The organism is Glaciecola petra, from assembly GCF_031846345.1.
Lineage (GTDB): Bacteria > Pseudomonadota > Gammaproteobacteria > Enterobacterales > Alteromonadaceae > Glaciecola > Glaciecola petra.
In genome coordinates, this window is sequence record NZ_JAVRHX010000003.1 from 15,543 (window position 1) to 40,976 (window position 25,434).

Below are 25,434 nucleotides of genomic sequence, written 5' to 3' on the forward strand. Positions count from 1 at the left end.
CATTTTTCATGGCGCCGAGTATAATGCATTGCTAGCACGAAAACACGCATTAATCATGATATTTTGCGATTTCGACCTTATTAGGTAACGACAAACGATTATTCAAGCAATGGTTTGCGGGCACTTCTAACGGCTCTAGGGTGCATCAATGCTTCAAGCTCTTGCATATAACTAGCAATTTTTTGGTGAGTCCGAGAGTCATCGGTGATTGCGTTATACAACCAATGATACAAGTCTTCAAAATCGTATGGGCTGCCGTAACCATCAATAAATAGCTCAGCAAGCTGGATTTGCGCATTTAAATTGCCTAAGGCCGATGCCTCTCGCAAATAAATAACCGCCCTTCGTTTATCTTCTTGCACTAAGGTGCCTGCAGCATGATAGCGGCCCAGTTGCTCCAACGCTGCAGGCAAACCTTGATCAGCTGCTTGGCGCATGTAATGGACACCCATTTTAGGCACTTTGTCGACACATACTCCCCACGCTAGCATGTCACCCCACAAGAACTGATAAGCTGGCACTTGCATTATTTCGGCGCGAGCCTCGATATCTTGCACAAGCTGACATCTATCTTCTACAACACGCGTTAAATGTTGATTGTCGTTAATTAAGCGAATAAGTTCATCCTGAGAATAAACTTGCACAGCTTCTAGCTGCTGAGCTTGTGAATACCCCGTGAAAACAAGCACTAACAAAACCAACTGTAGTTGCAAGAGTATCCTTAAATTTTTAACCAACACATTGTCACCGTTATTCGCAATTAATGATAGTTAAGATATCGACCATAGATTTTTTAAGTTGAGTGATAAATAAGCAGGATGAGAGAAGAAATTTATGGCTTATTTAATCGGTATTAACGGTTTTCATGTATCATACCCAAGCCCATTATTTATAGTAGCGTTAAAATATGAAATACAAAGACTTACGCGATTTTATTGCCCAACTTGAAAAAATTGGACAGTTAAAACGTATTTCTATCGAAATTGACACCGAATTAGAAATGACTGAAATTGCAGATAGAACCCTGCGTGCCGGCGGCCCTGCAATACTTTTCGAAAATGCTAAAGGTCATGATATGCCTGTATTAGCTAATTTATTTGGCACACCCGAGAGAGTAGCTTTAGGTATGGGCCAAGAATCAGTAGCAGCTCTACGGGAAGTGGGTAAGCTATTGGCATTTTTAAAAGAGCCGGAACCACCAAAAGGCTTGAAAGACTTAATGAGCAAAATACCGGTGTTTAAGCAAGTTTTAAATATGCCGGCAAAAGTCGTGAAAAAAGCAGTTTGCCAACAACATATTATTCAAGGTGACGATGTTGATTTAGCGAAACTTCCTGTGCAACGTTGTTGGCCAGGTGATGCTGCACCACTAATCACATGGGGCTTAACTGTTACTCGTGGCCCACATAAAAAAAGACAAAATCTGGGTATTTATCGACAACAAGTGATTGCCAAAAATAAAATCATAATGCGTTGGTTATCGCATCGTGGTGGTGCGCTCGATTTTAGGGAATGGTGTCAGACTCATCCCGGTAAGCCATATCCCGTAAGTGTCGCTTTAGGAGCAGACCCAGCGACAATATTAGGTGCTGTCACCCCAGTACCTGATACCCTCTCCGAGTATGCCTTTGCAGGTTTATTAAGAGGAGATAAAACAGAAGTTGTTAAATCGATTTCAAATGATCTACAAGTCCCTGCCAGCGCAGAAATAGTCTTAGAGGGTTTTATTGCACAAGACGAAACAGCCCCTGAAGGCCCTTATGGCGACCACACCGGATACTACAACGAAGTCGATGATTTTCCGGTGATGACTGTGACCCATATTACGCACAGGGAAAACCCTATTTATCATTCTACTTACACAGGAAGACCACCCGACGAACCAGCTATTCTAGGCGTGGCATTAAACGAAGTATTTGTTCCGATTTTACAAAAACAATTCCCTGAAATAGTCGATTTTTATTTGCCGCCAGAAGGTTGTTCTTATCGTATGGCAGTTGTCACCATGAAAAAACAATATCCAGGACATGCTAAACGCGTGATGATGGGGGTTTGGTCATTTTTACGTCAGTTCATGTATACCAAATTTGTCATCGTTTGCGATGACGACGTAAATGCGCGCGACTGGAATGATGTTATTTGGGCCATTACTACAAGAATGGATCCTGCACGGGACACCACACTGATAGAAAATACTCCTATCGATTACCTCGACTTTGCTTCTCCTGTATCAGGGTTAGGGTCTAAAATGGGGATGGATGCAACCAATAAAATGCCTGGCGAAACAGATCGCGAATGGGGTACGCCGATAGTTATGGACGAAGCCATAAAACAAAAAATCGACGATTTATGGCCAGAATTAGGTTTAGATCAGTGAAACAGATATAATAGCCAGCCGGAAGATGGGCGGTTTGAGCAGAGTTAATCTCAATTTAGGAAAATAATGACAAGCATTGACGTAAAAGTAATCAGTATAGAATCACTTACCGAAACGGTTACAAAAATAATACTGGAAACTAACCAACAGAGCAGTTTCAAAGCTGGTCAATATTTGCAAGTGGTCATGGGAGAAAATGACAAGCGGCCTTTTTCTATTGCCAACGCGCCCAACGTCAAAGGTATAATTGAACTGCATATTGGCGCAACACCTGACAACCCCTATGCTTATGAAGTATTGCAACTAGCCTCAAACACTAAAAAACTAAAAGTAGAAATTGGTTTAGGCGAAGCTTACGTTCGAGAAAGCGACAAAACAATGGTTATAATTGCGGGGGGAACTGGTTACTCATACGCAAAATCTATCTTATTGGATACTTTAGCGAATCAAACAAAAAGACAAATCAATTTATATTGGGGAGCCAAAACTCAAGCCGACCTATATGAATTAGCAGAACTCAATGCTTTAGCAAAAACTCAAGCCAATTTTTCTTTTCACCCAGTAGTCGAAATCGCAAATACTGATTGGCAAGGTCATGTTGGTTTAGTCCATCATGCGGTATTAAGTGATTTTAACGATTTATCACTAATTGATTTATATGTCGCCGGTCGCTTTGAGATGGCCGCTGTGATAAAAGAAGTGTTCACTGCTAAGGGTTTACCTTTAACTTCTCTGTATGGCGATGCCTTTACTTACTTATAAAGTATAGTTTTTTCGCAAAAATCGAACCCATTAGGCACTCGAATCAGTATAAGTGTATAAGATTACGCAATGACAAGAGTAAATAATGACAAAGTCTAACCCGCGTCACTTCGATGCGGACAACAATAAATACAAAGTAGAAACGACCAATCAATTACTTAGCTTGCTATCAGCATTTTTTGTCACCACCATGGCTTGCGCTAGTGCAGTTGCTAGTGAAAATCATTCAAGTACAAAAGATGAACAACTCTTCAAAATTGCTGCGGATATTTCACCACAGCGAATAGAACAAGATATTACTACCTTAGTCAGTTTTGGCACCCGCCATACATTGTCAGAAACTGAATCAGAAACTCGCGGTATTGGCGCTGCACGTCGTTGGATTAAATCTGAATTCGATAAAATCTCTGTTGAATGTGGTGGATGTTTAGAGGTGTTTTTTCAGTCAGAAGTCATTTCAGGCGAGAGACGAATCCCCGATGCTACAGAAGTCGTCAGCGTCATTGCTATCCAACGTGGTGTTTCGGACCCAAATAAGTATGTGTTGATGAGCGGTGATATTGATTCTCGTGTTACTGACGTGATGAATTACACAAGCGATTCACCTGGGGCCAACGATAACGCTTCGGGAGTAGCGGGCACACTTGAAGCCGCCCGTATTCTTTCCCAATACAAATTTAACGGCAGCATAGTTTATGCTGCCCTTGCTGGCGAAGAACAAGGGCTATTTGGCGGGCGTATACTTGCTGAATATGCACAAGCAAACAATTGGCAACTAAAAGCAGTCCTCAACAACGACATGATTGGCAATATCGAAGGTGTTAACGGTGTCATCAACAATACTACTGCAAGAATATTTGCCGAAGGTACTCGGCACACCGAGTCTCCTCAAGAGGCTCGTTTAAGAAGATTCACAGGGGGTGAAGTTGACTCTCCAAGTCGAAATCTGGCCCGCTACATAGATAAAATCGCTGACACTTATATTGAAAACTTAGACACCATGGTTGTTTATCGACTAGACCGATTCCGACGCGGTGGGCACCATCGCCCTTTTAATGATTTGGGTTATCCTGGTGTACGAATAATGGAAACAAATGAGAACTATAATCGTCAACACCAGGACTTACGCACCGAAAACGGCATAGCCTATGGAGACACTATCGACGGTGTAGATTTTGATTATGCGGCTAAACTTACTGCACTAAATGCAGTCTCTTTAGCGAGTATGTCTTGGGCTCCAAAGCCACCAATACAGGTAGCAATTGAGGGGGCTGTTCAGCCATCCACTACTTTGAGATGGGCACCATTAAACGCGACTGAAAACCCTCAACTTGCGGGCTATAAAATTTACTGGCGATATACTGATGCGCCACAATGGCAATTTAGTCGTTTTGTTGGCAATGTTAATAAGTTTACTTTGGAAAACGTAGTCATAGACAATTACTTTTTTGGCGTCGCAAGTGTCAGCCATGATGGTACTGAAAGTCCTGTCGTGTACCCTGGTGCAGCTGGCGCGTTTGGAGAATAAAACGTAGGACAATAGAATAAATAAAGTACGTAGACTTTTCACAATTTTGAGGTATAAAATGATTAAAACGCGGTTTGCAAAATTAATTGCTGGAACAATTAAAATAGCAATAATAAGTAGTTTTATAGCAGTACCCACTTTGCTTAGTGCCATGCAACAAGATACTTTGTCATTAGTCGGAAATAGAGTTGCTACACTTATAGACACAGAAGGCAACCCTGCACGCGCCAACGACGCTATATTGAAAGCTTTCTCTGAGAAATCTGTCACTGTTACTGCGACTACCCAAGCTTGGTCTGGCAGCGGCTTACGCAATGGTAAATTTCAAGGTTATATTGATCACTATTCCCTTAATCAAGAAAAACCTAATTATGTCTATTCGCAGCCTTATGCCAGCGTAAAACTGCATATTGCTTCTACTTATGAAAAAGTAGTTGATATGAAAAAAATCGAAAAGCTTTACCGGCAAAGAGTAGGTATCGAAAACCGTTTTGCTAATACCGACCAAATGCGAGGTGAACGCAGCGTAAGTTGGGCGAGAGCTCCCGACTTTTTAGGCAATATCCAACAACTTGCTGGACAAAGAGTCGACTATATTTTAGCCGACAAATACATGTTAGATGAGTTCAACAAGCTTTTGCTCGCTATTGATCAAGAACCACTTTATTTGTCTGCTTCACCGGTATTCTCGGTAGACTTAACACTTGGTATTAATCAGAATGTCAGCGGTGCAGCCGCTATTATTGAAAAATTCGATGAATCAGTTTCCAAATTAAAAGCAGGCGACGAATACTTATCAATATTTAAATCTGATAGCAATGAAAGTTCTTCTCTAGACATTACTTTATATGAGGATATCTTGCAGAAGTGGTAATCATGCAGCTCCAAATTATTTGAAGCTCCACTCTCCGTCAGTTTATCGAAAGTTTATTTAGGCTTTGCGGGTCTTGTTAGTTATTGTGAAAAAACGAAGTCGCGTTTTGTTATGATACAAACGATTTGGTAGACATTACGAAGCATGTATTTAATTAGGGGTTATAAAAAATGAACAAGCGATTAATCCAGTTAGGTATCATATTAGTGATAGTGGGTGCCGTTTATTATGGCAACAAAATGCTAAATGCCTATTGGGGTAAGGAAGCTGTTGGTCAATATGCTTTTGCCATTTATGATTTAGACCGAGCAAAAGCTCTAGCAGCTGAACAAGGCAAATTGGTGCTTGCGGATTACTCGGCTATTTGGTGCCCTAGTTGTCGAAAGCTAAGTACACAAGTATTTGCACAAGACAGTATTGCCGGCTCCATAAATGCGAATTTCATATATGCGCGTTTAGACTATGATTCAGAAGAAGGTAAACAATTTGCAGCAGATCATGAGTTGATTGGATTTCCTAGAGTCCTCGTGTTAAACCCAACAGGCGAAAAGCTTGTAGAAATGCCACTCACATTTGAAGCCCCAGAGTATTTGCAAAACCTTGAGCAAGTGACAACTCGCTATTTACCCTGAAAATTAAGCCTAAACCGCACTTTTAGCGATTGCAAAAGCACCAAAAATCGCTTCTTGTTGTGGTCTTGCTACTTCTCTATTTAGGCGCATTGCTAGTGTGTTTTGATACAGCTCTGACATGCCTCCATCAATGAATACTGGTAGTTTCGATGACATATTTCCTTCAATAAGCTTGGCAAAATAATCAATCCCTTGTTGGAGCCACGCATCAACCAGCGAAGATTTTGAAGAGCATATTATGGGCACCAAACTAGCAAACTCATTAGCAGATGCACTCCCAAATTGTTTAACAATATCATTAGCTTTACGACCCAGATGCGATTCCAAACATTCAAATAACACATCTTTGGATGGTTTATTTTCATCCAAGGATCTTAAATACCAAGAAACTGCGTTGCGCCCAATCCAAGCGCCTGAACCAATATCACCCAACAAAAAGCCATGCCCGCCGAATTGTTGAATTAATTTGTGTTCAAATTTCGCGATACAGGAACCGGTTCCGCAAATTAATAAGGCACAGTCTTTGGCACTATTGGCAGACACACAAGAGATATGTATATCGGTATGCAAGAATACCCGTTTAAAGTGATGCGTTTGTGTCAAAAATTGGGATGCGGCATGATCGATACTAGCACCCGCGCACCCCGCACTTAATATGCAGTCTTGTTGATTTAATGTAAGACCATGACGTGTAGCTACTTCGGTAAAAATTTGCTGACACGCATCTTCAATAGAATGTAACGCAAGCTTAAGGTCTGTATAAATGTTTGCTGGGCCTGTAGTTTTGCTCGAATATAACTTGCCTTGTTCATCAAACAGACCAACTTTGCATTTAGTCCCGCCACCATCTACACCAAGTATGTACATATAACTCCCCAAGTGTTTTACCTGTTTCGCATTAGAGCATAATACATAATCGTACAAAGAATGTTTTGTATTCAGTCAGTTTTTGTTTCAATATTAATTAGTAGCATTTACAGGTGCTAGCCGTTTTCTAGCTATTAGAGTAAACAATATGAAAAGCAACCCCTTGCATATGTCAGGCGACATCTTCTGCTCGAAGTCGCGCTTCTTGAGCTTAATAAGTTATAATAATTTGGCTATTTTTAGCTTCCTCATAATATTAACTGGATGCACCGAGCCTAAAACGGATAGCAGCGACACCTTGCCGACAAATGATACTTTTTTTGAGACTGTTTTTTTTGAGAATGTGATGAACGCCAAACCAATACTGCCAAATAATACAAATATTCTTGAACTGAGCATAGTAAACGGGCACAGCCATAACAAAAACAATCAAACCTTACATCTAAATTCAAAGCAGGTTGATTATTCTAAGCAAGGTTGGGAACAAAGAATTGCCCACGATTGGACTTTTTTTGATATCCCTGCTGCAGAAGGTCGGCTGCTGATTATCGACATCAGTAAAAGCGCCGCCAATGAATTACCAACATACCGTTATTTAGCAAACGACAATACACAAAACCAACTGTACGAACCTTGGAGTTCATCTAAGATCTTTGCTTATACCGGCGCAATGGCACAATTAAGAAAGTTGGGACTGTCTTCCAATGGAAGTATTGGCGAGCATAATATCGCTGATATGATCACCAGCATTAATAGTTATGAACCTTTCGGTAAAGCTGATGGCAACAGCAATGCATTGGCGACTTTTTTTGCTAACTTAGCCACTCGCGATTACTTAACAGACTTGTTTTATGATAACTGGTTAAACCTCAGCACACCCAATATCTATTTTAGAGGTGCTTATGGACCAAGTGCTTTTGAGCCCTTGTCATACACATTCAATCATGCAATCAATACCATTGCGTCAAATCCGTCGACTATTGAATTAAATATGAATAACATTGCTACAGACGACCCCGGATATTTGCCTTATCGCTGCGAAAAATGCGGGCTGACAGGCAATAAACCAATGACGACGCTAGCACAAGCTGAATGGTTAAAACGCTTGGCCATGCACCAAAGTGACCCTGTGACCGCGCATCCCGAACTTGCACAAGAAGATATACTAAATTTATTTTACGGCAAAGATAATTCACAAAAATCACCATTAGCAGGCATGACCTCGGGTATTTCGAATATGCTACAAATGGCCATCGCAAGCAATATATCTGATACCGAAATAAACGATACAACTGAGGCCAAGATAGCCTTAGATACTCATTACGATGGCAAATGGAGAGTCTTCCAAAAAATAGGGTGGGGACCTAGCGAGACGCGCTCTACCTCAGAAAATGTAGTATTAGCCTATGTGAGCTTGCCCCATCCACATGACCCGAAACAAAGCAGATCATTTGTTGTTGCAGCACAAGTGGCAGTACCTGAAGCCAGCGAGGCCAACGTGACGAAGGCTGGCCAAAAAATGCAAACACTCCTCAATCGTGGAATTGCTCGGTATATGCAATTGTTTGATATTTATTTTTAGCTTATGAAAGGCTCTTGTGGAGCAGTTTCCGGACGGATTGTGCACTATTTATTAGATACATCCCTCTCGTCATTGGAAACATCCCTCTCGTCATTCCCGCGAAAACGGGAACCTCTCTCTTGTCATTCTCGCGAAAGCGGGAACCTCCCACAATCAGAGAGTGATTCAAGAAAAAACAACGTATTTAAGCTTTTTTGAAAGTGGCTTTTATTATATTTATTAAGCTGTTTTAGAGGTTCCCACTTTCGTGGGAATGACCTAGGATGTTTATAAATTTGAGGTATAGCTATATCTGCTTTTGGATGACAGATGCCTCTAAAACATATAAGTTTTGCTATACTAATGATAACCGCACATCCATTTTAAAATAACATATGAACTTAATTGATTATGTAATAGTGTTTGCATACCTGCTTGCTATGCTGGGTATAGGATTTTATTACCGCAAACAAACCGATCAATCTGATTATTTTTTAGGGGGAAGAACGCTTCCTTGGCAAGCACTGTCATTGTCAGTAATGGCCACTCAACTTTCTGCTGTAAGCTTTATATCTGCGCCCGCATTTGTAGGTTTAAGAGAAGGTGGTGGATTATTTTGGCTGTCATATGAATTAGCAATTCCATTAGCTATGTTATTTCTTCTTTGGTTTATTTTGCCTAGCTTGCACGCAAGTGGTGTAGTCAGTGTTTATGACTTTCTGGAAAAGAGATTTAACCGTTTTACTCGTGTATTAATTAGCTTTGTTTTTCAAATAAGCCGCTCATTTGCAACCGCTATTATGATTTATGCCATTACACTAGTGTTGCAAAGCACAATGGGACTCCCTTTTTGGCTAAGCATTGTGTGCATTGGATTAATTACGCTAATTTATAGTGCCTTTGGTGGAATGAAAGCAGTAGTAATTGGTGATGCGGTGCAAATGTTATTAATCATTTTTGGAGCAGTTGCTTGTTTATGGGTTGCGCTAAGCCACTTAGGCGGTTTCCAAGTGATGCTGGATAACACAGATTCTGCCCGTTTAGAGACTTTAAATTACACTGGCTATGGTTTATCAGGCAATGATTTTGGTTTACTCCCCATGTTGTTTGGTGGTTTAGTGTTATATGCTTCATATTACGGATGTGACCAATCTGAGGCACAACGCAGCCTGTCAAGTCGTTCGATTGGCGATTTGAGGAAAATACTTGTCACCGTTGGTTTAGCGCGCTTCCCCATAACCCTTCTTTATTGTTTTAGCGGCCTAGCAATAGGCGCGTTGGTGGCAACCACTCCAGAATTCGCCGCCCAAATACCATCAGACAGGACCGACTGGATGGTGCCTATTTTCATACTCAACTATATGCCTATTGGTTTGACGGGGCTATTGGTTGTGGCAATGATGGCGGCGGCAATGTCGTCATTAAGCTCAGCGATTAATAGTTTGGCGGCGGTATCGTTAGAAGACTACATTCGAATATCTAAAAAAACACTTAGTCCCACACAATATGTAAGCAATGCGCGTTGGGTTGGAGTTTTTTGGGGAGTAGTTACACTGGGATTGTCAACCATAGCGGGGGATATTGCTCCTACCATTATAGAAGCCATAAACAAAATAGGGTCTTTGTTTTATGGGCCAATTCTCGCCATTTTCTTATTAGGTATTTACAGTAAAAAAGTAGGGGCGTTAGCCGCAAGTGGCGGATTGCTTTTCGGGGTGGGCGTCAATATTTATTTATGGTTATCGGGTAGTTTGTTATTTTGGTTTTGGTGGAATGTGATTGGGTTTGTGATAGCACTCTGTGTTGCTTACACCATAACATTTACTCTAACTAATCAAAGGAATAAGGCGCTTGCAGAGAAAATAAATGGCCTGACCTTATCTGCTATTGTTATTTTGGTGGCTTGGTTTTTATTTATTTTTATGGCAATTGCGTTGTTACCTTTAATTTTTTAAGTTTATGGATAAAAAATTAACGAGCGGACCGGAATTTTCTTATCCTAATAAAAGTTAGAAATCATGAAAAGAATAGAGGATAAAGTGATAGCACTAATAATCCCGCCATAGTGGCGTTAAATATTCTTAAATGGCTCGGCTTTTGTAACAGTCGTTTTATTTTGGTGCCGATTACTACCCAACCTGTGATACATGGCAAATTCACAGCTCCGAATAGACATGCTACCAACAAAATTGCGCCAATAGTATTGCTGGGCGCGTAAACGCTAATCGCAGTCAACGCCATAGACCATGCCTTTGGATTAACCCACTGAAATAATACCGCTTGTACAAATGTCATTGGCTTCGCACTTAGATTATGGGCGGTTCCAATTTCTTTGGAAGTAGCAATTTTATACGCCAAAAAAAACATATAAAGAACACATAAACTAGTCAAAATAGTATAAGTGATGGGAAAAATCTCGAATAACTTAGTAATACCAAGTCCAACCAATATTGCCATAAATATGAAGCCAAAAGTCACTCCAAACATATGTGGCAAAGTCTGCTTGAATCCATAATTTACCCCTGACGTCATTAACATAAGATTGTTCGGTCCAGGCGTGATCGAGGATGCAAAAGCAAACATCATTAGCGCTAATGTAAGGTCAGTTGTCATTTATTAAAATCACTTTCTATTTTATTGTAAGAACGCTGGCAAAGTATTAATTGATTTACCTCGTTTTTCGTTAATGTAATTATAGTTTGATTCCCAAACAATAAATATGCAAAAATTGCAAAAAAGAAAGCTACATATGCAATTACAAAATATTTCACACTAATGTTCTAGGCATTTTACCTCAGGTAGCAACCATTGCTACGCACGTTGTGATGGAGTCTACAAAAGATGAGCGACAGTAAAACAGTATTTTTTAATTATCGTAATTATGCGATCAATCGAATCTTTCACTTGGCCGCTATTTGGGAATTGGAAAACTGAGCATCTGTTAACGAATATAGTTCCCGTTGAAGACACCATTAACTCAAAGCGCCGTATTCTATACCATTTGCACTTTTCTCATGTAATAATCTGATGTAATTTAATAAACCGATATTTAACAAAAATGAAAGTCACCGCTAAAAAAAACGAACAAGTTGCTAATATGATATTTGGTTCAATATATCCACATTATTTAAAAAGGATAGAGAAACAAGGTAGAACCAAAGAAGAACTAAACCAAGTTTTAGAATGGTTGACTGGTTTTAATAAAGATAGATTACAATCACTAATCGATAATAAAGCAACATACAAAACCTTTTTTGAAGAAGCCACTATGCATCCTAACGCTCATATGATTAAAGGTGTTGTTTGTGGTTATAGAATTGAAGAGATTGAAGATGAATTCGAAATTTATAAGAAGTGTAGGCAGATGGAAAAGCTTATTGACGAATTAGCAAAAGGTAGAAAAATGGACAATATTTTACGCAAATCATAGTCCCTTTAACTGGCACTAATCGCCTAGCATATGCTCTATTTCGTTTGAATTAAAAGTAGTAAAAGGCGCGGAACAGATATTACAAAACTTTGAATGTGATGACCCGGTTATAACGCAATTTGAGGCTAATTTACAAGCTTTGTATAAGTGAATTTTACTCGCTGTGCGCTTACCAGTTGGGCGGTAATATTACATTCACCGCTTATTTCTTTTTATAGACTCTAGGCACGCGAGCAGACACTCTCGTCATCAGTTCATAGCCAATAGTACCTACATGATCTGCTACTTGATTGATGGGCATTTTATCACCCCATAATTGCACCGTGTCGCCAATCGCAACTGCCGTTAAATCTGTTACATCGAAGGTCAACATGTCCATTGATACACGGCCAACTAAAGGGATTGTTTGTCCATTGCAATAGGCGGGTGTGCCCGTTGGTGCATGGCGCGGATAGCCATCAGCATACCCTAACGCCACAGTTGCAATAACGCTTTCTCGTTTAGCTTGCCAAGTGGCCCCATAACCAACGGCATCTCCCTTCGGAATAGTGCGAAGCGCAATAATTTGTGACTCAAAATGCATGACAGGCGCTAAAGTAATGGGTGAATCTTCGGCAGTAAATGGCGTTGAACCATACATAGCAATGCCTAACCTTACATAGTCTTGTCGAGCATTTGTAAAGCGAACATGCGTTGCAGAATTAGCAATACAACGTGGATAATCGGAGTCCTCAACGTTTTGTAGGAACTTATCGATTTGTTGTTGCGCATGTTGTTGAATAACTTCGTCGGCGCAGGCTAAATGTGAACACACAACCGTGTTAGCTTGCCATAAGCTTTTGTAGGTATGTTGAACGCGGTCAAAATCGTCAAGGCCAAACCCTAAGCGATGCATACCGGTATCAAACTTAAACCAAGTTTGTGAACTTTTGTTTTGTTCGGCAAAAAATGCAGATAATGCTTCAGCTTGCCAGTCTGTATGTAACATCCAATACAAATTATGGCTAAATGTTAGCGACAAGTCTACTAATTGATGCGGTCCCTGTAATACTAAAATGGGCTTAGTGATGCCTGCTTCCCTTAATTCTAGAGCTTCATGGGCAAAAGCAATGGCTAAAAGATCGACTCGTGACTCAATGGCTTGGGCAACTTCGATGGCTCCATTCCCATAAGCATTCGCTTTGACTACTGCTATGATTTTTGGGGTTTTAGCTCCCACACTTTGGCTGCCGTCAGCATTTTTTTGATGCAACTCACTCAACATCTTTAAATTTTCTTTTAGCGCGCTTAAATCGATAAAAGCACTTGTTGGACGGCTCAAAGCTACTTTTCCTGTAAAAGTATTGGTTATAAGATATTGAGTTTATGCCAGACAATCAGGTTTTTCACTGAATTATTGCATTAATTCTTCGTTTAGACGTAAACTTGGATTAGTTTATTACTGTCCACGAGCACAAACAGCATGCATCGCAATAATTCAACAAACAAAATATCGTTGCAATGATTGACCAATTTTCACTATTAGATTGGTCAGTATTTGGTTTTTATGCGCTTATTTTGGTGCTGTCGGGCTTGTGGTTTAATCGAAAAGCACAGTCGAGCAAAGATTATTTTTTAGCGGGCAATCAAATGCCTGTTTGGTTAGTAGGCGTTTCAGTTTTAGCTACTTCACAGTCGGCAGCCACTTTTTTAGGCGGTCCCGACCAAGGTTACCGAGGCGATTTAACCTACTTGGCCACCAATTTAGCGGGCTTTATTGCTGCCTTTTTTGTCGCCTACTTTTTAATGCCAAAGTTTTACCAGTATAAAGTATTTACCGTTTACGAATTACTTGCTCAGCGTTTTGGGGAACGATCAAAATACCAAGCGGGTACTGTCTATTTAGTCGGCAGACTGTTTGCGAGCGGCTCACGCTTGTACATGGCTGCGCTAGCCGTAGCCATGATTTTGTTTGGGAATATTGAAGCCTTAAATGTGGTCCTTTCAATATTGCTAATTGCGGTAATTGGCTTCGCTTATACCATGTACGGCGGCATTCGCAGTGTTATCTATAGCGACCTTATTCAGGCTTGTGTATATATTTTAGCAGCCTTGCTAGTATTAGGATATTTATTGCTTAGCATACCTGCCGACTTCTCAACTATTTGGCAAGTACTCGCCGACCCCGGAGATGGTCAAAGCTCTAAACTCACGGTGTTTAATTTCAATTTGGATTTTGGTGGCGCTGGCGTATTTAGTTTTTGGTCAATATTGACTGGTTTTGTACTCCTGAACATAGCCGCGTTTGGCCTTGACCAAGACGTAACTCAACGCATGTTAACTTGTAAAGACTCAAAAAGCGCAACCCGAGCCTTGGTCAGTTCAATATTTATGGGCATTCCCGTTGTGCTAATTTTCGTTTGCATAGGTTTGTTATTATTTGTTTATTATCAGCGCCCCGATATTATGAATTCAGGGATATCTGATGCACCCACTCCAGAATTTGTTGGGCAAACAGTGACCATCTTTATGTATTATGTGCTCACAGATTTACCGAATGGTATTAAGGCCGTTGTGACCATTGGTATTATCGCGGCTGCGTTGTCTACCTTAAACTCTGGGCTAAATAGTATGTCGTCGGTAGCGGTACAAGATTTATATAAAGGATACTACTGTGGTGTCATTAAAAAAATGCAGCCTGCAGAAACTCAATTAGTTACAGCGGGTCGAATAAGTATGGGCATAGTTGCAATTTTGCTAAGTGGTATGGCCGCCCTTTGCTATTATTGGCAACAATATACCGACATGCCATTATTAGCCTTTGCATTAAGTGTTATGGTGTTTTCTTACAGTGGTTTATTGGGTGTATATTTCACCGCTTTATTTACCAATCGAGGTTCACCAACATCCATTTTAGCGGCATTAATTATTGGTTTTTCAATTCCGCTATTAATGCAGCCATACATACAAACACTATATTTAAGCGAATCTCACCAATTCGACCTTAACTTTTCTTATCAGCTACTAATTGCCACATCGGTAGCAACCCTAATTTGTTGTTTAGGTAAATCAAAGCAAAACAAAACCTTTAGTGCGGAGGCGGCATAAATGGTTGCTCTTAATAAACCAACAGATGCTGATGCGAATACTACACAAGAGTTGATCAAACAACTCGATAGCCTGGTGTCAGAGGGTCGAAACCCGCACACGATGAATTTAGATACTTTGTCGAATAGCGATTTATTGACCGTAATAAATCAAGAAGATCAAAAAGTGGCCTTAGCCGTCGAAAAAGCCCTGCCACAAATTACCCAGGCTGTTGATTTTGCCTATGAGAGCTTAAAAAATGGAGGCAGGCTCATTTATATTGGGGCCGGCACCAGTGGCCGCTTAGGTGTTTTAGATGCGGTAGAATGCAGGCCTACATTCAGCGTGCCTGATGAACTTGTAGTGGGTTTGATTGCGGGTGGTGAAAGTGCGCTGATACATTCTGTAGAAGGCGCTGAAGACAATCCTTTGGCCGGAAAAAGTGATTTAGCCAACATTGCTTTAAGCGCAAAAGATATTGTTATAGGGATTGCCGCAAGTGGTCGCACGCCATATGTGATTGGCGCTTTAGAATATGCCAATCAAACGGGCTGTCATACTGTTAGTTTGGTCTGCAATCCAAACTCGCCCATGTTAGATGTATGCGATGTAGGCATATGCGCTGAAGTTGGACCTGAATGCTTGACAGGTTCAACTCGCATGAAGTCGGGCACTGCTCAAAAGCTTGTCTTAAACATGATCAGCACTGCAAGCATGGTAAAGTTAGGAAAAGTATACGAAAACTTGATGATAGACGTAAACGCAAGCAACCAAAAACTGCGCGCCCGTGCAGTACGTATTGTTATGCAAGCAACCCAATGCAATCAAGAACTCGCAAAAACAACATTAGACCAAGCAAACAATAGCGCTAAACTGGCTATATTAATGATCTTAACTAGTACCAATGCTGAAAATGCTAAAACGCTCTTAGACAACAGTCAGGGGCATCTACGCCAAGCCATCACCGCCGAAAACTCAGTGACTGACAAATGAATATTGAAGCTTGTTTAAAAGCTTATAAATGGCAATTCGCGATTTGTATTAGCCTCTTTGTTTTTACTCTTGTAGCATGCAATGAAAACGACAGTCATGCAAAACAAGACTCAAAGCCGCACACTAACTCAAGCCTTGTGCTCGGCATTGAACAGCCCAACTTATATTTACCTTTGTTAGACGGTAAAAAAGTAGGGCTAGTGGTTAATCAAACGTCTATGTTTGAAAAACAACATTTAGTCGACTTTTTAATCCAACAAAAAATTGATGTGCGAGTTATGTTTGCACCAGAACATGGCGTTCGCGGAAACAAAGGCGCTGGCGAACATATTGACAGTGGTAAAGATAGCAAAACAGGCGTTGCAATACAGTCGATATATGGTACCAATAAAACACCGCCCAATGATTTAATGTCTCAACTGGATGTCGTCATTTTTGATATTCAAGATGTGGGAACACGTTTTTACACCTATATCAGTTCAATGCACTATATGATGGAAGCTGCCGCCAAACACGAATTAACATTTATTGTTTTGGACCGACCGAACCCTAATGGAAAATATGTTGATGGCCCCGTTTTGGACTTGGCCTTTCAGTCATTTGTTGGGATGCATCCCATCCCTGTTTTACATGGCTTAAGCGTTGCTGAATTAGCTTTAATGATCAAAGGCGAAGGCTGGATTAAGCAAGCTAACAAACTAGATTTACACACTATTGCTATGCAAAATTACGCTAAGTCTATGCCTTATGAACTGCCCATTGCGCCAAGCCCAAACCTGCCTAATGCGCAGGCTATCCAACTTTATCCTTCGCTATGCTTTTTTGAGGCTACTGCGTTAAGCGTAGGCCGCGGAACTGATTTTCCTTTTCAGGTAATTGGGCACAATGTTATTAAACTGGGCGACTTTACATTTACGCCAGTGTCAAAACCAAACGCAGCGCCTAAGCCTAAGCTTCAAGATACGCGTTTATTCGGGCAAGACTTACGCAGTGCTAAAATTGGCGGCTTAGATTTACGCCTGTTAGTCGATAGCTATAAAGGTTTTTCAGGCTCAGGCGAGACTTTTTTTACCCATCCTGAATTCATGGACAAATTAGCAGGCACTGACCAACTACGTCTGGCAATTGAGGCCGGAAAAACCGTAGATGAAATCAAAGCGAATTGGCAAGCCGATTTGGATGCATATAAACAAATGCGACAGCAATATTTGCTATACCCCCAATTAGGGCCTATTAATGCAAAATATCAATAGTCATTTGGATTACAAAACCTTAGCTAAAGTTTTTTGGCAACAAGGTTTTTTGGTACTCGAAGATTTTTTTGATGCGAGTCTTATGTCTACTAGCCAAAGCATGATCACGTCGCATTTTGGCGATTCCCCCGCTTTCGCCCATGATGAGCAGTTTATCGCTTTATCTAAAGCAGAAGTCGTGCCTTGGTTCCCACAGCAAGAAGGTGTAAAGCATTTCGATAAAATTGAACAAAACGATAAGCTGCAAGATTTAACCACAGAAATTCTTGGCAGCGATTGGAAACCACAATACTGTATGGTCATGTTTTCTAAACGCGACAGTGATGGCCAAGCATGGCATCAAGACTGCCCTCCTGAAGACAGTTCTCAATTTAATTTAAACAGACTTGTCTACACAATGGATATTAATGAACAAGACGGTGGTCAAATTTATATCAAACCAGGCTCACACAAACAAGGCGCCATCACTAAAGGCCCATTGTTTGAAGATTTTACAGATCAAATAGTACTATCACCTAAAAAAGGAACATTGGTGTTGTTACATGGGCATTGTTGGCACAGGGTTGGTGCGCAAAACGGTAAAAGTAGAGTCTCAACCAACTATAGAGCAGCGCCTCAGGTCGCCCGTGATGATATTACCGACATATGCGTATATCGAAATATGCGGTATCAGTTTTCAAGCTCAAAAATAGTCGGGTAAATCCTATGTTCTTTTTATCGAGCACACCGCTTAGCCCGAAAGAGGGATTTATACTAAAAGAATAATTTGTAGAAGCTAAAGAATTTAAGTATCTTTTCATCAAGCTTTCATCACAAATTGATCACTATGACGGCCATTCGTTCATATTTACCGAAGTTAAACAAAGCGCACCTCGTGCAAAAAGACATAGCACCTATAATTGCTTGCATCGAATCTTCCAAATTAGCAGATGTTGAGCGCTTAGGATATTCCTTTGAAAAACGCCCTATCCATCTTATCTCTCTAGGCTCTGGACCTACTGTTATTTTTGCTTGGACACAAATGCATGGCAATGAGGCAACGGCTACTGCTGCCGTGTTTGATTTGTTAGATATATTGCTCAGCGATGACAGCATACTAAATACATTCACAATACATATTTTACCAATGCTTAACCCTGACGGTGCCGAACGCTGTATCCGCCAAAATGCCCAAGGTATTGACATTAATCGTGATGCCACTGCTCTGCAAACGCCAGAGGGGCAAATATTGATGAATACCGCTAAAAGACTAAAACCCAACATTGGTTTTAACTTACATGACCAATCTCCGTACTATCAAACTGGCACCAGTGGGAAACCTGCTACTATCGCCTTTTTAGCCCCTGCTTTTGATAAGCAAAAAAGTATTGATACAAGCCGACATTTAGCGATGCAGCTTATTGTCGCGATGAATGAAAAAATACAAAAGACCATACCCGGTGCCGTCGCTCGCTATGACGACACTTATTCCTACCGTTCTTTTGGTGATAATATTGCCGGTCTAGGGGTTAGCACAATCCTTATTGAATCGGGTGCTGCAAGTGGTGATCCTAATCGTCAAATCGCACGAAAACTCAATACAGAGAGTATGCTTACGGCAATGGAATATTTACGCAGCAATGCTCATGACAATACAGACATAAAGAGCACGACTTCGGCCTACGAAAGTATCCCCGAAAATGTATCTGAAGCTTTATCAAGCCTTGTTATAAGAGAGCTTACATTTGCCGCTCAAAATTCTTATAGAGCCGGCGTAAGTATTAAGCAAACAGCACGTTATTCAGATGAGTTTTATATCGATTTTGTTGGCGATTTAGGCATCCAAGCAGGGCTACAAGAATTAGACGCATTACATCTTGTATTCAACAGAGGTAGCACCTTTGAAATAGATAGCCCTTTAACCTTGGACAATGATAAATATGTAGACTTAATTAAAGCTGGTTATATTAGATTTTCAGGCCAAACGTCTTTGTTAAATAACGTGTCAGACTACCCAGTTTGTTTTGTTGAAAACAACACTGAAAACGCCTTAATTTTAGGTGAACCAGCCTACTTTTTATTAAATCGAAGAGCCAATAGCATTGAGGGCAATCAAACTGAAATCCAAGATATCGCACTTGCGGTGCTCAATGGTCAAATAATACCCCTTTCGGGCTAATGTTTTATTCAATTTGTATTGTATGACTCATTCTAAGGTAATTAGGGTCCAAATACGCAAAAGTTAATTCGATATTTGGGACAATTTTTCATCTAAACTTTGATAATTCCAAAAACGACGGACTTCGTCCTCAAGTCCGGTCATCTCATATCGCATTAGTGCAATAGGCATGGCCCCCATTGCCATGATTTCATCATGAAACTCACCTAGCACAAACTTATCTCGTAATTGCTGTTTACGGTCAGCTAGTAGTTTGATCATCTGAAAGTTACCCACAGTGTATCCTAGACCGTAACCCGGTGGCCTGCGCAGGTAGATTTCTGCATCGACACGCGCTACATCTTTGTCTAACCAAGGTGTTTTGGTTCGCCAAAATTTAATTACTTCGGGAATATTGATTTCGTTTCGCTGTAATCGAATATCACCCAAAGTTCTAGCTGAACGGAAAATCCCAAAATTGTATATTAATTCTCGTGTTCTTGGTCTATTTTCATAAAAACCAAGTTGCAGTGGGACTTCTTCTAAATAAAGTGCCCAGCCTTCCATTCTACCAGGGTCGCGAAAAAAAGAACGGATTGGGTGGGTTATCTTACTTAGCATGATGCTATCTACTCTATGCCCAGGAATATGAGCGTGCCAGTGGTCTGGAGAGGGATCTCGAAATTGTATCGCCTCCCAATAATTAGGTCCTGTTGGTCGTTCAATCCACGGTACATTAAAACCTATTTCACGAAAATCATCGGGCACATAGTCAGGTAAGGTCATGAACTCTTCTGTTTTAATAAACTGACGAATATCATTATCTACCGACGCAATACGCGCTTCATACTCTTGTTCTGAGCTTGGCAAGCTTAGCTCAGGAAGTTTGCGATTTCGGTGTTGTTCCAATGCGTAAAATGCCCAAGTTCGGTCGAGTTCTCGCTCGCCTAAAACTTCTACTTCGTCGGAGGTATATGGCATAAATTTCACTTGCATCAAATACCAATCAAGTAACTCTTCTCCCACACCAGCTTCTGCTGTCATGCTGGGCTGCTTTTCTAGCAACCAAATGTGCAAACTTTTTACAGCATTGCGAGCAGCCTCAACGTCATCAACTAATTCAATTTGAGAGACTTGAGCACGTTGCAACAAATCTGTATACCAACCTAGCACGCCGGCAGGAGGAATCATTCTATAAGGATGGCCATGGCCGACACCGTCAGATGTGGTCAAGTTATGAATGGCAAGGGATGCAAAGTCTTTGGGCACATTTTTAAGGTTGTTTTTTGCCGCGTCAGTGATAGCGATGATTGATTTTAGTTTTGCTCTAAACCTTGACAAATCGTCACCGCTTAGAGGAAGCTGAGTAAATGCTAATCGCTTCATTTTATCCACATAATACCCAGGGTCTCTCTCCCATGGTTTAGATATTTGTAGCATAAAATCTTGTTGATCCATCACCCCGCGCAAGGCTAAATAATCGACTTTCTCAGCCTTTCCCCAAGCTTCAATGTCGATACTTCTTAAGTTCGCTTGCATTTGTTTTAGTTGTTCCAATCGCCTGCTGACCAATTGTGAAGAACGTTTAAGCGGATCATCACCCTCATTTCGCCATTCAAAAAACTGCTCAGTAAGGGCAATCAATTGCTCATAGCCGTCGTTAGTATTTGCACGGGTTTGTGCAGAACAAAGAAGTAACCCCCCTATAAGCACAATGAAACGAAAATGATTAATACTGTACAATGGACACCTAAGATAGCGAATAATAGCCAATATAATGAGTATATAAAGAATGCTTGGTTTAATCCAACTCGACTCAATCTTAATTATCTAGCGGCAAACTAACTGCTTGACAACTTATTGAATAGAAAATCCGAAAGCGATCAAAGCGATGATACCAATACAAACAGTCATATCACTATTTCAACCAGATCCCGGCCAAACATGAACTCTTCCTACTATTTATATATGTTCAACTGCAATGCCATTGCTGTCATTTACATAAGTAAAACATTGCATTGTTTTTCGTTTTCTGGAAACACATCAGGAAGCTTTGTAATCGTGGAATTCAGTATGTACAGTCTTGTTAGTCTGAAATTTTAACGGAGAGTATAACCCGATGACCATTCTATTATAATGCCTGTTGTATAATAGTACCGAAATTGACGGGCGTTATAGCCAACGTCTTTAGACTCAGAGACAAATGTGTAATAACAAATGTTACTGTTAATTGTTACCGCTATATCTACATCGTCACTTAAATTTTTAATACCCGCACCGTCTCCTATAGGTACTTCCAATTTAAAACTAGAGTCAACTACAGCTTCAAACAAATCAACACAGTCCTGACCATTAGAAACTTGTTCACCGTCATCAATTCCAGCAGGATAACCTTGTGCATTAAAATCAAGTTGATTTAACAGATCTATTGCGTTCTCTGGAGTTGGAGAGCCTTTTACTCTCCATTTTTTATTAGCCAATTCCATACCAGTTTTAAAACTCCCATAAGCGGAATTGAACTTAGCTAAATATGCGTCACTGCTGATATCGATAAACCGAGGGGCTACGACGGCACTTAGAACTCCTAAAACTACAACAATAATTATTAGTTCAATTAAAGTAAAACCTTTAGACATAAAAAAACACTTTTTATCACGACGCAACTTAATCACTTATCGACTTAAAATACTGATTCTGAAGAATAGGCAAAATATACTCAAGGTCTTCTTATGCTCGTAAAACCCAGGACGGTTCAACTGTTATTTACATCTGGCCTTACCAAAAAATAAGTTTTGATGTTCAAATTTTTTAATATCGCTGGGTGTAGTATTGTTTTGAGGCTCAAATTTGAGCTTAGAAATTGCAGATAACTCTTAAGCGTAAAGAGAATTACCACTATTTACTAAGAAATTTGAAAGCTTGTAGGGTATTATCACATTTTTTGCACAATTTTGGCTCATACTATGAGCTTTACTTTTTTCTGGTAATCAATTGTTTCGGTATATTGCTAACACATTATTTTTTGCGCTTGTTTTAGTCAGCACTTGTGGTTCTCTGAACGCACAAACGCAGACTAAGAAAAATGCGAATGATTCAAAAAGCGTGGCCGAGCTTGAAAGTAGTATAGAACAAATAGGGCTTAATGACTCAAGCACTATCCCTTTGATGAGGCGATTAGTAAGACGGTGTTGGCTTAAATGTCCAGATAAAGCTGAATTTTTTGGTCAACAAGCCTTACAGCTGTTATTAAATTCTCCAAACATAGATGAACTCGCCCTGATTGCTGGGTATCTGCCTAGAATTTATATTGATCGCGGCGACTTTGCTTCAGCACAAAAAATCATCGATCAGTTTTATTCAGTAAATAAAAAACCCACCAATGCAAATGATTATGCTCGTGTATTATCTAACCAAGGTATAATTTATAGAGAAACTGGACAACTATTACTTGCTCGAAATACCTACCTGCAAGCAATCGATATTTATACCACCCTCAACAACAACCGAGCCATAGGTAATTTATACAACAACTTAGCGGTTTTGAGCCTAGAATCAAATGATGTTGGAGATGCGCTGGAATATTTTCTAAAGGCCCTGCCATTAATAGAAGAACATAGCCGAGTAGAACAACAAGTCACCACCATTTCTAATATTGCAGTGGCATATGGTCAATTGAAGGATAGGGATTCGAGCGAGAAATATTTGGCCAGAGCAGCAGATCTTGTTTCTCAAATTGAGCATACTAGAAAGGCCACAGAGTTTTACAAAATGAAGGCCTCAATTTACATTGGTTTAGGTGATTATCAAGCTGCAGAAAAAGCCTTGGATGAAGCAAAAATTTCAGCAAAAATGCATGAATCGGAGGATATAAAAGGTGAGATGCATCTTGTATCCGCAAAATTATTTCTGCTAAAAGAAGACTACGAAAATGCTTTCGCTTCTCTTGATACTGCATCAGATATTGCCGAAAAAATTGGTTCATCACCCATGGCCAATCGTGTAAAAATCGAGCAAGCTAAAATTTTGCTGAAAACGAATAAACCTAATAATGCAATTGCGATACTTACTGAAGCAGAAAAAAGTATAAAAGATTCTGGTCAAACTTACTTGTTCGATGCTGTACAACCGCTATTAGCTAGCGCGTATGAAAACATTGGCGAGTTTGAGAAATCTCTCACTATTGTAAAGAAACAAAATCAAGATTTAGCAGAGAAAATGGAAAATGACCGCGAATCAAGAATTGCACAGCTGTCGGTATTGCTCAAACAACATGAGCAAGAAAGCATAATTAACGAAATGACTGCTTCAAGAGCTGAGTCGCAAGCCAAATTAGCGCAAGAACAAATACGCCAACAAGGCCTTATAATCATCGCTCTGTTTTTTGCATTCCTATTAATTTCAATGGTTATTATTTTGTATCAGAAGCGCAAATTGTTACTAACCAAAACTAAACTAGCGACCGAATCTGTGACACGCAAAAATCAAATGCTGTCGGATATATCCCACGAATTGCGAACGCCATTAGCGGCGCTAAAACTGCAAGTTGAAACGCTAGAATACGATCTAACTGACGATCCAAAACAGACATATAAAGCTATACATTCAAAAATCGGCAACTTGAATTACTTGATTAATGATGTTTTACAATTATCCCTCGCCGATGCAGGGCAACTCACCTTTAATCTGAAAGCCATAATGATAAAACCTTTTCTCAATGCATGGATTGAGAACAATGACGCATTGGCAGAAGAAAGAAAGTTAGCGTTTTCAACAATATTGGATATTCCCCCTAAATTACTTTGCTATTGCGATGCTGAGAGGTTGTCTCAAGTACTAGATAATATATATACCAATAGTTGCAAGTACACTGATAAGGGTGGACAAATTATGCTAAAAGTCGCTGTCGACAATAATATGCTTTCAATCACCTTTGAGGATAGTGCTCCTGGAATGAGCTCTGAGGAGCTCGCCCAGTCTTTTGATAGATTATACCGAGTAGATAAATCAAGGAGTCGTGACTTAGGAGGCTCTGGTTTAGGTTTATCAATATCCAAAACTTTGATAAATCTACACAAAGGCATGATCACTTGTGACCACAGTAATCTGGGTGGCTTAAAAGTAGTTATTTTATTGCCACTAGAACAAAACGCAGAGCACAGCTTATGAGTAATATTTTAATTGTAGAAGATGAAGCCAGCATTGCTGATGCTATTTCAAAGTTTATCGAACGAGAAGGCTTTAAATGTTCCGTGCTAGGCGATGCAAACAATGTGCTGGAATGGATAGCTAAATACCCACCAGACCTCATAATACTCGATATTATGTTACCTGGTGGAGATGGCATAGATTTATGTAATCAAATTCGAAAAGATTCTCAAGTACCCATTATTCTGCTTTCCGCTAAAGTATCTGAGAGCGAAAGAATATTGGGCTTGCGGGCTGGCGCAGATGATTATATTTGCAAACCCTTTAGCGCTCCTGAATTGATGTTGCGAGTTAAGGTGTTTTTAAAGCGAACAGGCAATATAAACAATGAAGAACCTGTTAATAACAAAAAACTACAACTAAACAATAGTGCCTTAGAAGTATCGCTTGGAACAAACAAAATAGAACTCACCAAACTTGAATTTAAGCTAATCAGTGTGCTGAGTACTTATCCAAATCGTATTTATTCTCGCGAAAAAATTATCGATTTACTGTATTCGGATTATCGTGTTGTTTCCGACCGAACGATAGATAGCCACGTAAGTAAGTTACGTAAGAAATTACTTCAATTATCTCCTGCACACGAACTTCTAATCTCTGTTTATGGCGCCGGCTACAAATACAACCCATTGCCATAGCGTAAATTTATACGTCAGTATATTTTTGTATCCTTTTATTACAGGGCTTCTCCAAACTTTTTACACATTTACTTTTTATGATGTTGGCAACACCAAATCAAGAAGGTTATC

Annotated in this window: 21 protein-coding genes; 15 read left to right on the forward strand and 6 right to left on the reverse strand. The window is 40.1% G+C overall.

What is annotated here, in order from left to right; genetic code table 11:
* Window positions 1–98: 98 nt before the first annotated feature.
* Complete coding sequence (locus RM552_RS10855; protein WP_311368864.1) at window positions 99–713, reverse strand: tetratricopeptide repeat protein; 615 nt, start codon at window positions 711–713, stop codon at window positions 99–101.
* Window positions 714–907: 194 nt separating this feature from the next.
* Between RM552_RS10855 and ubiD the strand changes: the two genes are divergently transcribed.
* The 5 genes from ubiD (at window position 908) to RM552_RS10880 (ending at window position 6,173) form a co-directional block, all read left to right on the forward strand.
* Window positions 908–2,377 carry a 4-hydroxy-3-polyprenylbenzoate decarboxylase gene (ubiD, locus tag RM552_RS10860; protein ID WP_311368865.1) on the forward strand — a complete coding sequence of 490 codons (1,470 nt, stop codon included), beginning with the start codon at window positions 908–910 and terminating at the stop codon, window positions 2,375–2,377.
* A gap of 66 nt (window positions 2,378–2,443) precedes the next feature.
* Entirely contained in the window at window positions 2,444–3,139 is a 696-nt protein-coding gene (fre, locus tag RM552_RS10865; protein WP_311368866.1) for an NAD(P)H-flavin reductase, read from the forward strand.
* A 190-nt stretch (window positions 3,140–3,329) separates the two neighbouring features.
* Window positions 3,330–4,667: a M28 family metallopeptidase gene (locus RM552_RS10870; RefSeq protein ID WP_311369277.1), complete on the forward strand. Its 1,338-nt coding sequence runs from the start codon at window positions 3,330–3,332 to the stop codon at window positions 4,665–4,667.
* A 58-nt stretch (window positions 4,668–4,725) separates the two neighbouring features.
* The gene (locus RM552_RS10875) at window positions 4,726–5,541 is read left to right on the forward strand and encodes a hypothetical protein (RefSeq protein WP_311368867.1); all 816 of its coding nucleotides are present in this window, start codon (window positions 4,726–4,728) and stop codon (window positions 5,539–5,541) included.
* A gap of 170 nt (window positions 5,542–5,711) precedes the next feature.
* On the forward strand, window positions 5,712–6,173 hold the full coding sequence (locus RM552_RS10880) for a thioredoxin family protein (RefSeq protein WP_311368868.1): 462 nt from the start codon (window positions 5,712–5,714) through the stop codon (window positions 6,171–6,173).
* A gap of 9 nt (window positions 6,174–6,182) precedes the next feature.
* Here the strand turns inward: RM552_RS10880 and RM552_RS10885 are convergent, their stop codons facing one another.
* Complete coding sequence (locus RM552_RS10885; protein ID WP_311368869.1) at window positions 6,183–7,040, reverse strand: glucosamine kinase nucleotide-binding domain-containing protein; 858 nt, start codon at window positions 7,038–7,040, stop codon at window positions 6,183–6,185.
* 346 nt (window positions 7,041–7,386) lie between these two features.
* Between RM552_RS10885 and RM552_RS10890 the strand changes: the two genes are divergently transcribed.
* On the forward strand, window positions 7,387–8,622 hold the full coding sequence (locus tag RM552_RS10890; RefSeq protein ID WP_311368870.1) for a hypothetical protein: 1,236 nt from the start codon (window positions 7,387–7,389) through the stop codon (window positions 8,620–8,622).
* Window positions 8,623–8,996: 374 nt separating this feature from the next.
* Window positions 8,997–10,556 carry a sodium:solute symporter family transporter gene (locus RM552_RS10895; protein ID WP_311368871.1) on the forward strand — a complete coding sequence of 520 codons (1,560 nt, stop codon included), beginning with the start codon at window positions 8,997–8,999 and terminating at the stop codon, window positions 10,554–10,556.
* Window positions 10,557–10,617: 61 nt separating this feature from the next.
* On the opposite strand, the gene RM552_RS10900 is transcribed toward RM552_RS10895, so the two are convergent.
* A complete protein-coding gene (locus RM552_RS10900) occupies window positions 10,618–11,214 on the reverse strand; it encodes a LysE family translocator (protein WP_311368872.1) in 597 nt (198 codons plus the stop codon).
* Window positions 11,215–11,659: 445 nt separating this feature from the next.
* Between RM552_RS10900 and RM552_RS10910 the strand changes: the two genes are divergently transcribed.
* Window positions 11,660–12,031: a DUF2200 family protein gene (locus RM552_RS10910; protein ID WP_311368873.1), complete on the forward strand. Its 372-nt coding sequence runs from the start codon at window positions 11,660–11,662 to the stop codon at window positions 12,029–12,031.
* Between the two features lie 202 nt (window positions 12,032–12,233).
* On the opposite strand, the gene alr is transcribed toward RM552_RS10910, so the two are convergent.
* Window positions 12,234–13,352, reverse strand: coding sequence for an alanine racemase (gene alr / locus RM552_RS10915; RefSeq protein ID WP_311368874.1), 1,119 nt, complete (start codon window positions 13,350–13,352; stop codon window positions 12,234–12,236).
* Between the two features lie 179 nt (window positions 13,353–13,531).
* Here alr and RM552_RS10920 point away from each other — a divergent pair, with 179 nt between their 5' ends.
* The 5 genes from RM552_RS10920 (at window position 13,532) to RM552_RS10940 (ending at window position 19,501) form a co-directional block, all read left to right on the forward strand.
* Window positions 13,532–15,118, forward strand: coding sequence for a sodium:solute symporter (locus RM552_RS10920; RefSeq protein ID WP_311368875.1), 1,587 nt, complete (start codon window positions 13,532–13,534; stop codon window positions 15,116–15,118).
* Window positions 15,119–16,090, forward strand: coding sequence for an N-acetylmuramic acid 6-phosphate etherase (murQ, locus tag RM552_RS10925; RefSeq protein WP_311368876.1), 972 nt, complete (start codon window positions 15,119–15,121; stop codon window positions 16,088–16,090).
* Window positions 16,087–17,343 (forward strand): exo-beta-N-acetylmuramidase NamZ family protein, encoded by a 1,257-nt coding sequence (locus RM552_RS10930; RefSeq protein ID WP_311368877.1) that lies wholly within the window; start codon window positions 16,087–16,089, stop codon window positions 17,341–17,343. Before murQ ends, RM552_RS10930 begins: the two co-directional genes overlap by 4 nt.
* The gene (locus tag RM552_RS10935; protein WP_311368878.1) at window positions 17,327–18,043 is read left to right on the forward strand and encodes a phytanoyl-CoA dioxygenase family protein; all 717 of its coding nucleotides are present in this window, start codon (window positions 17,327–17,329) and stop codon (window positions 18,041–18,043) included. Before RM552_RS10930 ends, RM552_RS10935 begins: the two co-directional genes overlap by 17 nt.
* A gap of 174 nt (window positions 18,044–18,217) precedes the next feature.
* Entirely contained in the window at window positions 18,218–19,501 is a 1,284-nt protein-coding gene (locus RM552_RS10940) for a M14 family zinc carboxypeptidase (protein WP_311368879.1), read from the forward strand.
* 63 nt (window positions 19,502–19,564) lie between these two features.
* On the opposite strand, the gene RM552_RS10945 is transcribed toward RM552_RS10940, so the two are convergent.
* Together RM552_RS10945 and RM552_RS10950 are read right to left on the reverse strand one after the other, a co-directional pair.
* Window positions 19,565–21,223, reverse strand: a complete 1,659-nt coding sequence (locus RM552_RS10945; protein ID WP_311368880.1) for a DUF885 family protein — start codon at window positions 21,221–21,223, stop codon at window positions 19,565–19,567.
* 356 nt (window positions 21,224–21,579) lie between these two features.
* Window positions 21,580–22,116: a type II secretion system protein gene (locus tag RM552_RS10950; RefSeq protein ID WP_311368881.1), complete on the reverse strand. Its 537-nt coding sequence runs from the start codon at window positions 22,114–22,116 to the stop codon at window positions 21,580–21,582.
* Between the two features lie 355 nt (window positions 22,117–22,471).
* Between RM552_RS10950 and RM552_RS10955 the strand changes: the two genes are divergently transcribed.
* Entirely contained in the window at window positions 22,472–24,646 is a 2,175-nt protein-coding gene (locus RM552_RS10955; RefSeq protein ID WP_311368882.1) for an ATP-binding protein, read from the forward strand.
* A complete protein-coding gene (locus RM552_RS10960; protein ID WP_311368883.1) occupies window positions 24,643–25,323 on the forward strand; it encodes a response regulator in 681 nt (226 codons plus the stop codon). Before RM552_RS10955 ends, RM552_RS10960 begins: the two co-directional genes overlap by 4 nt.
* The last annotated feature ends 111 nt before the right edge of the window (window positions 25,324–25,434 follow it).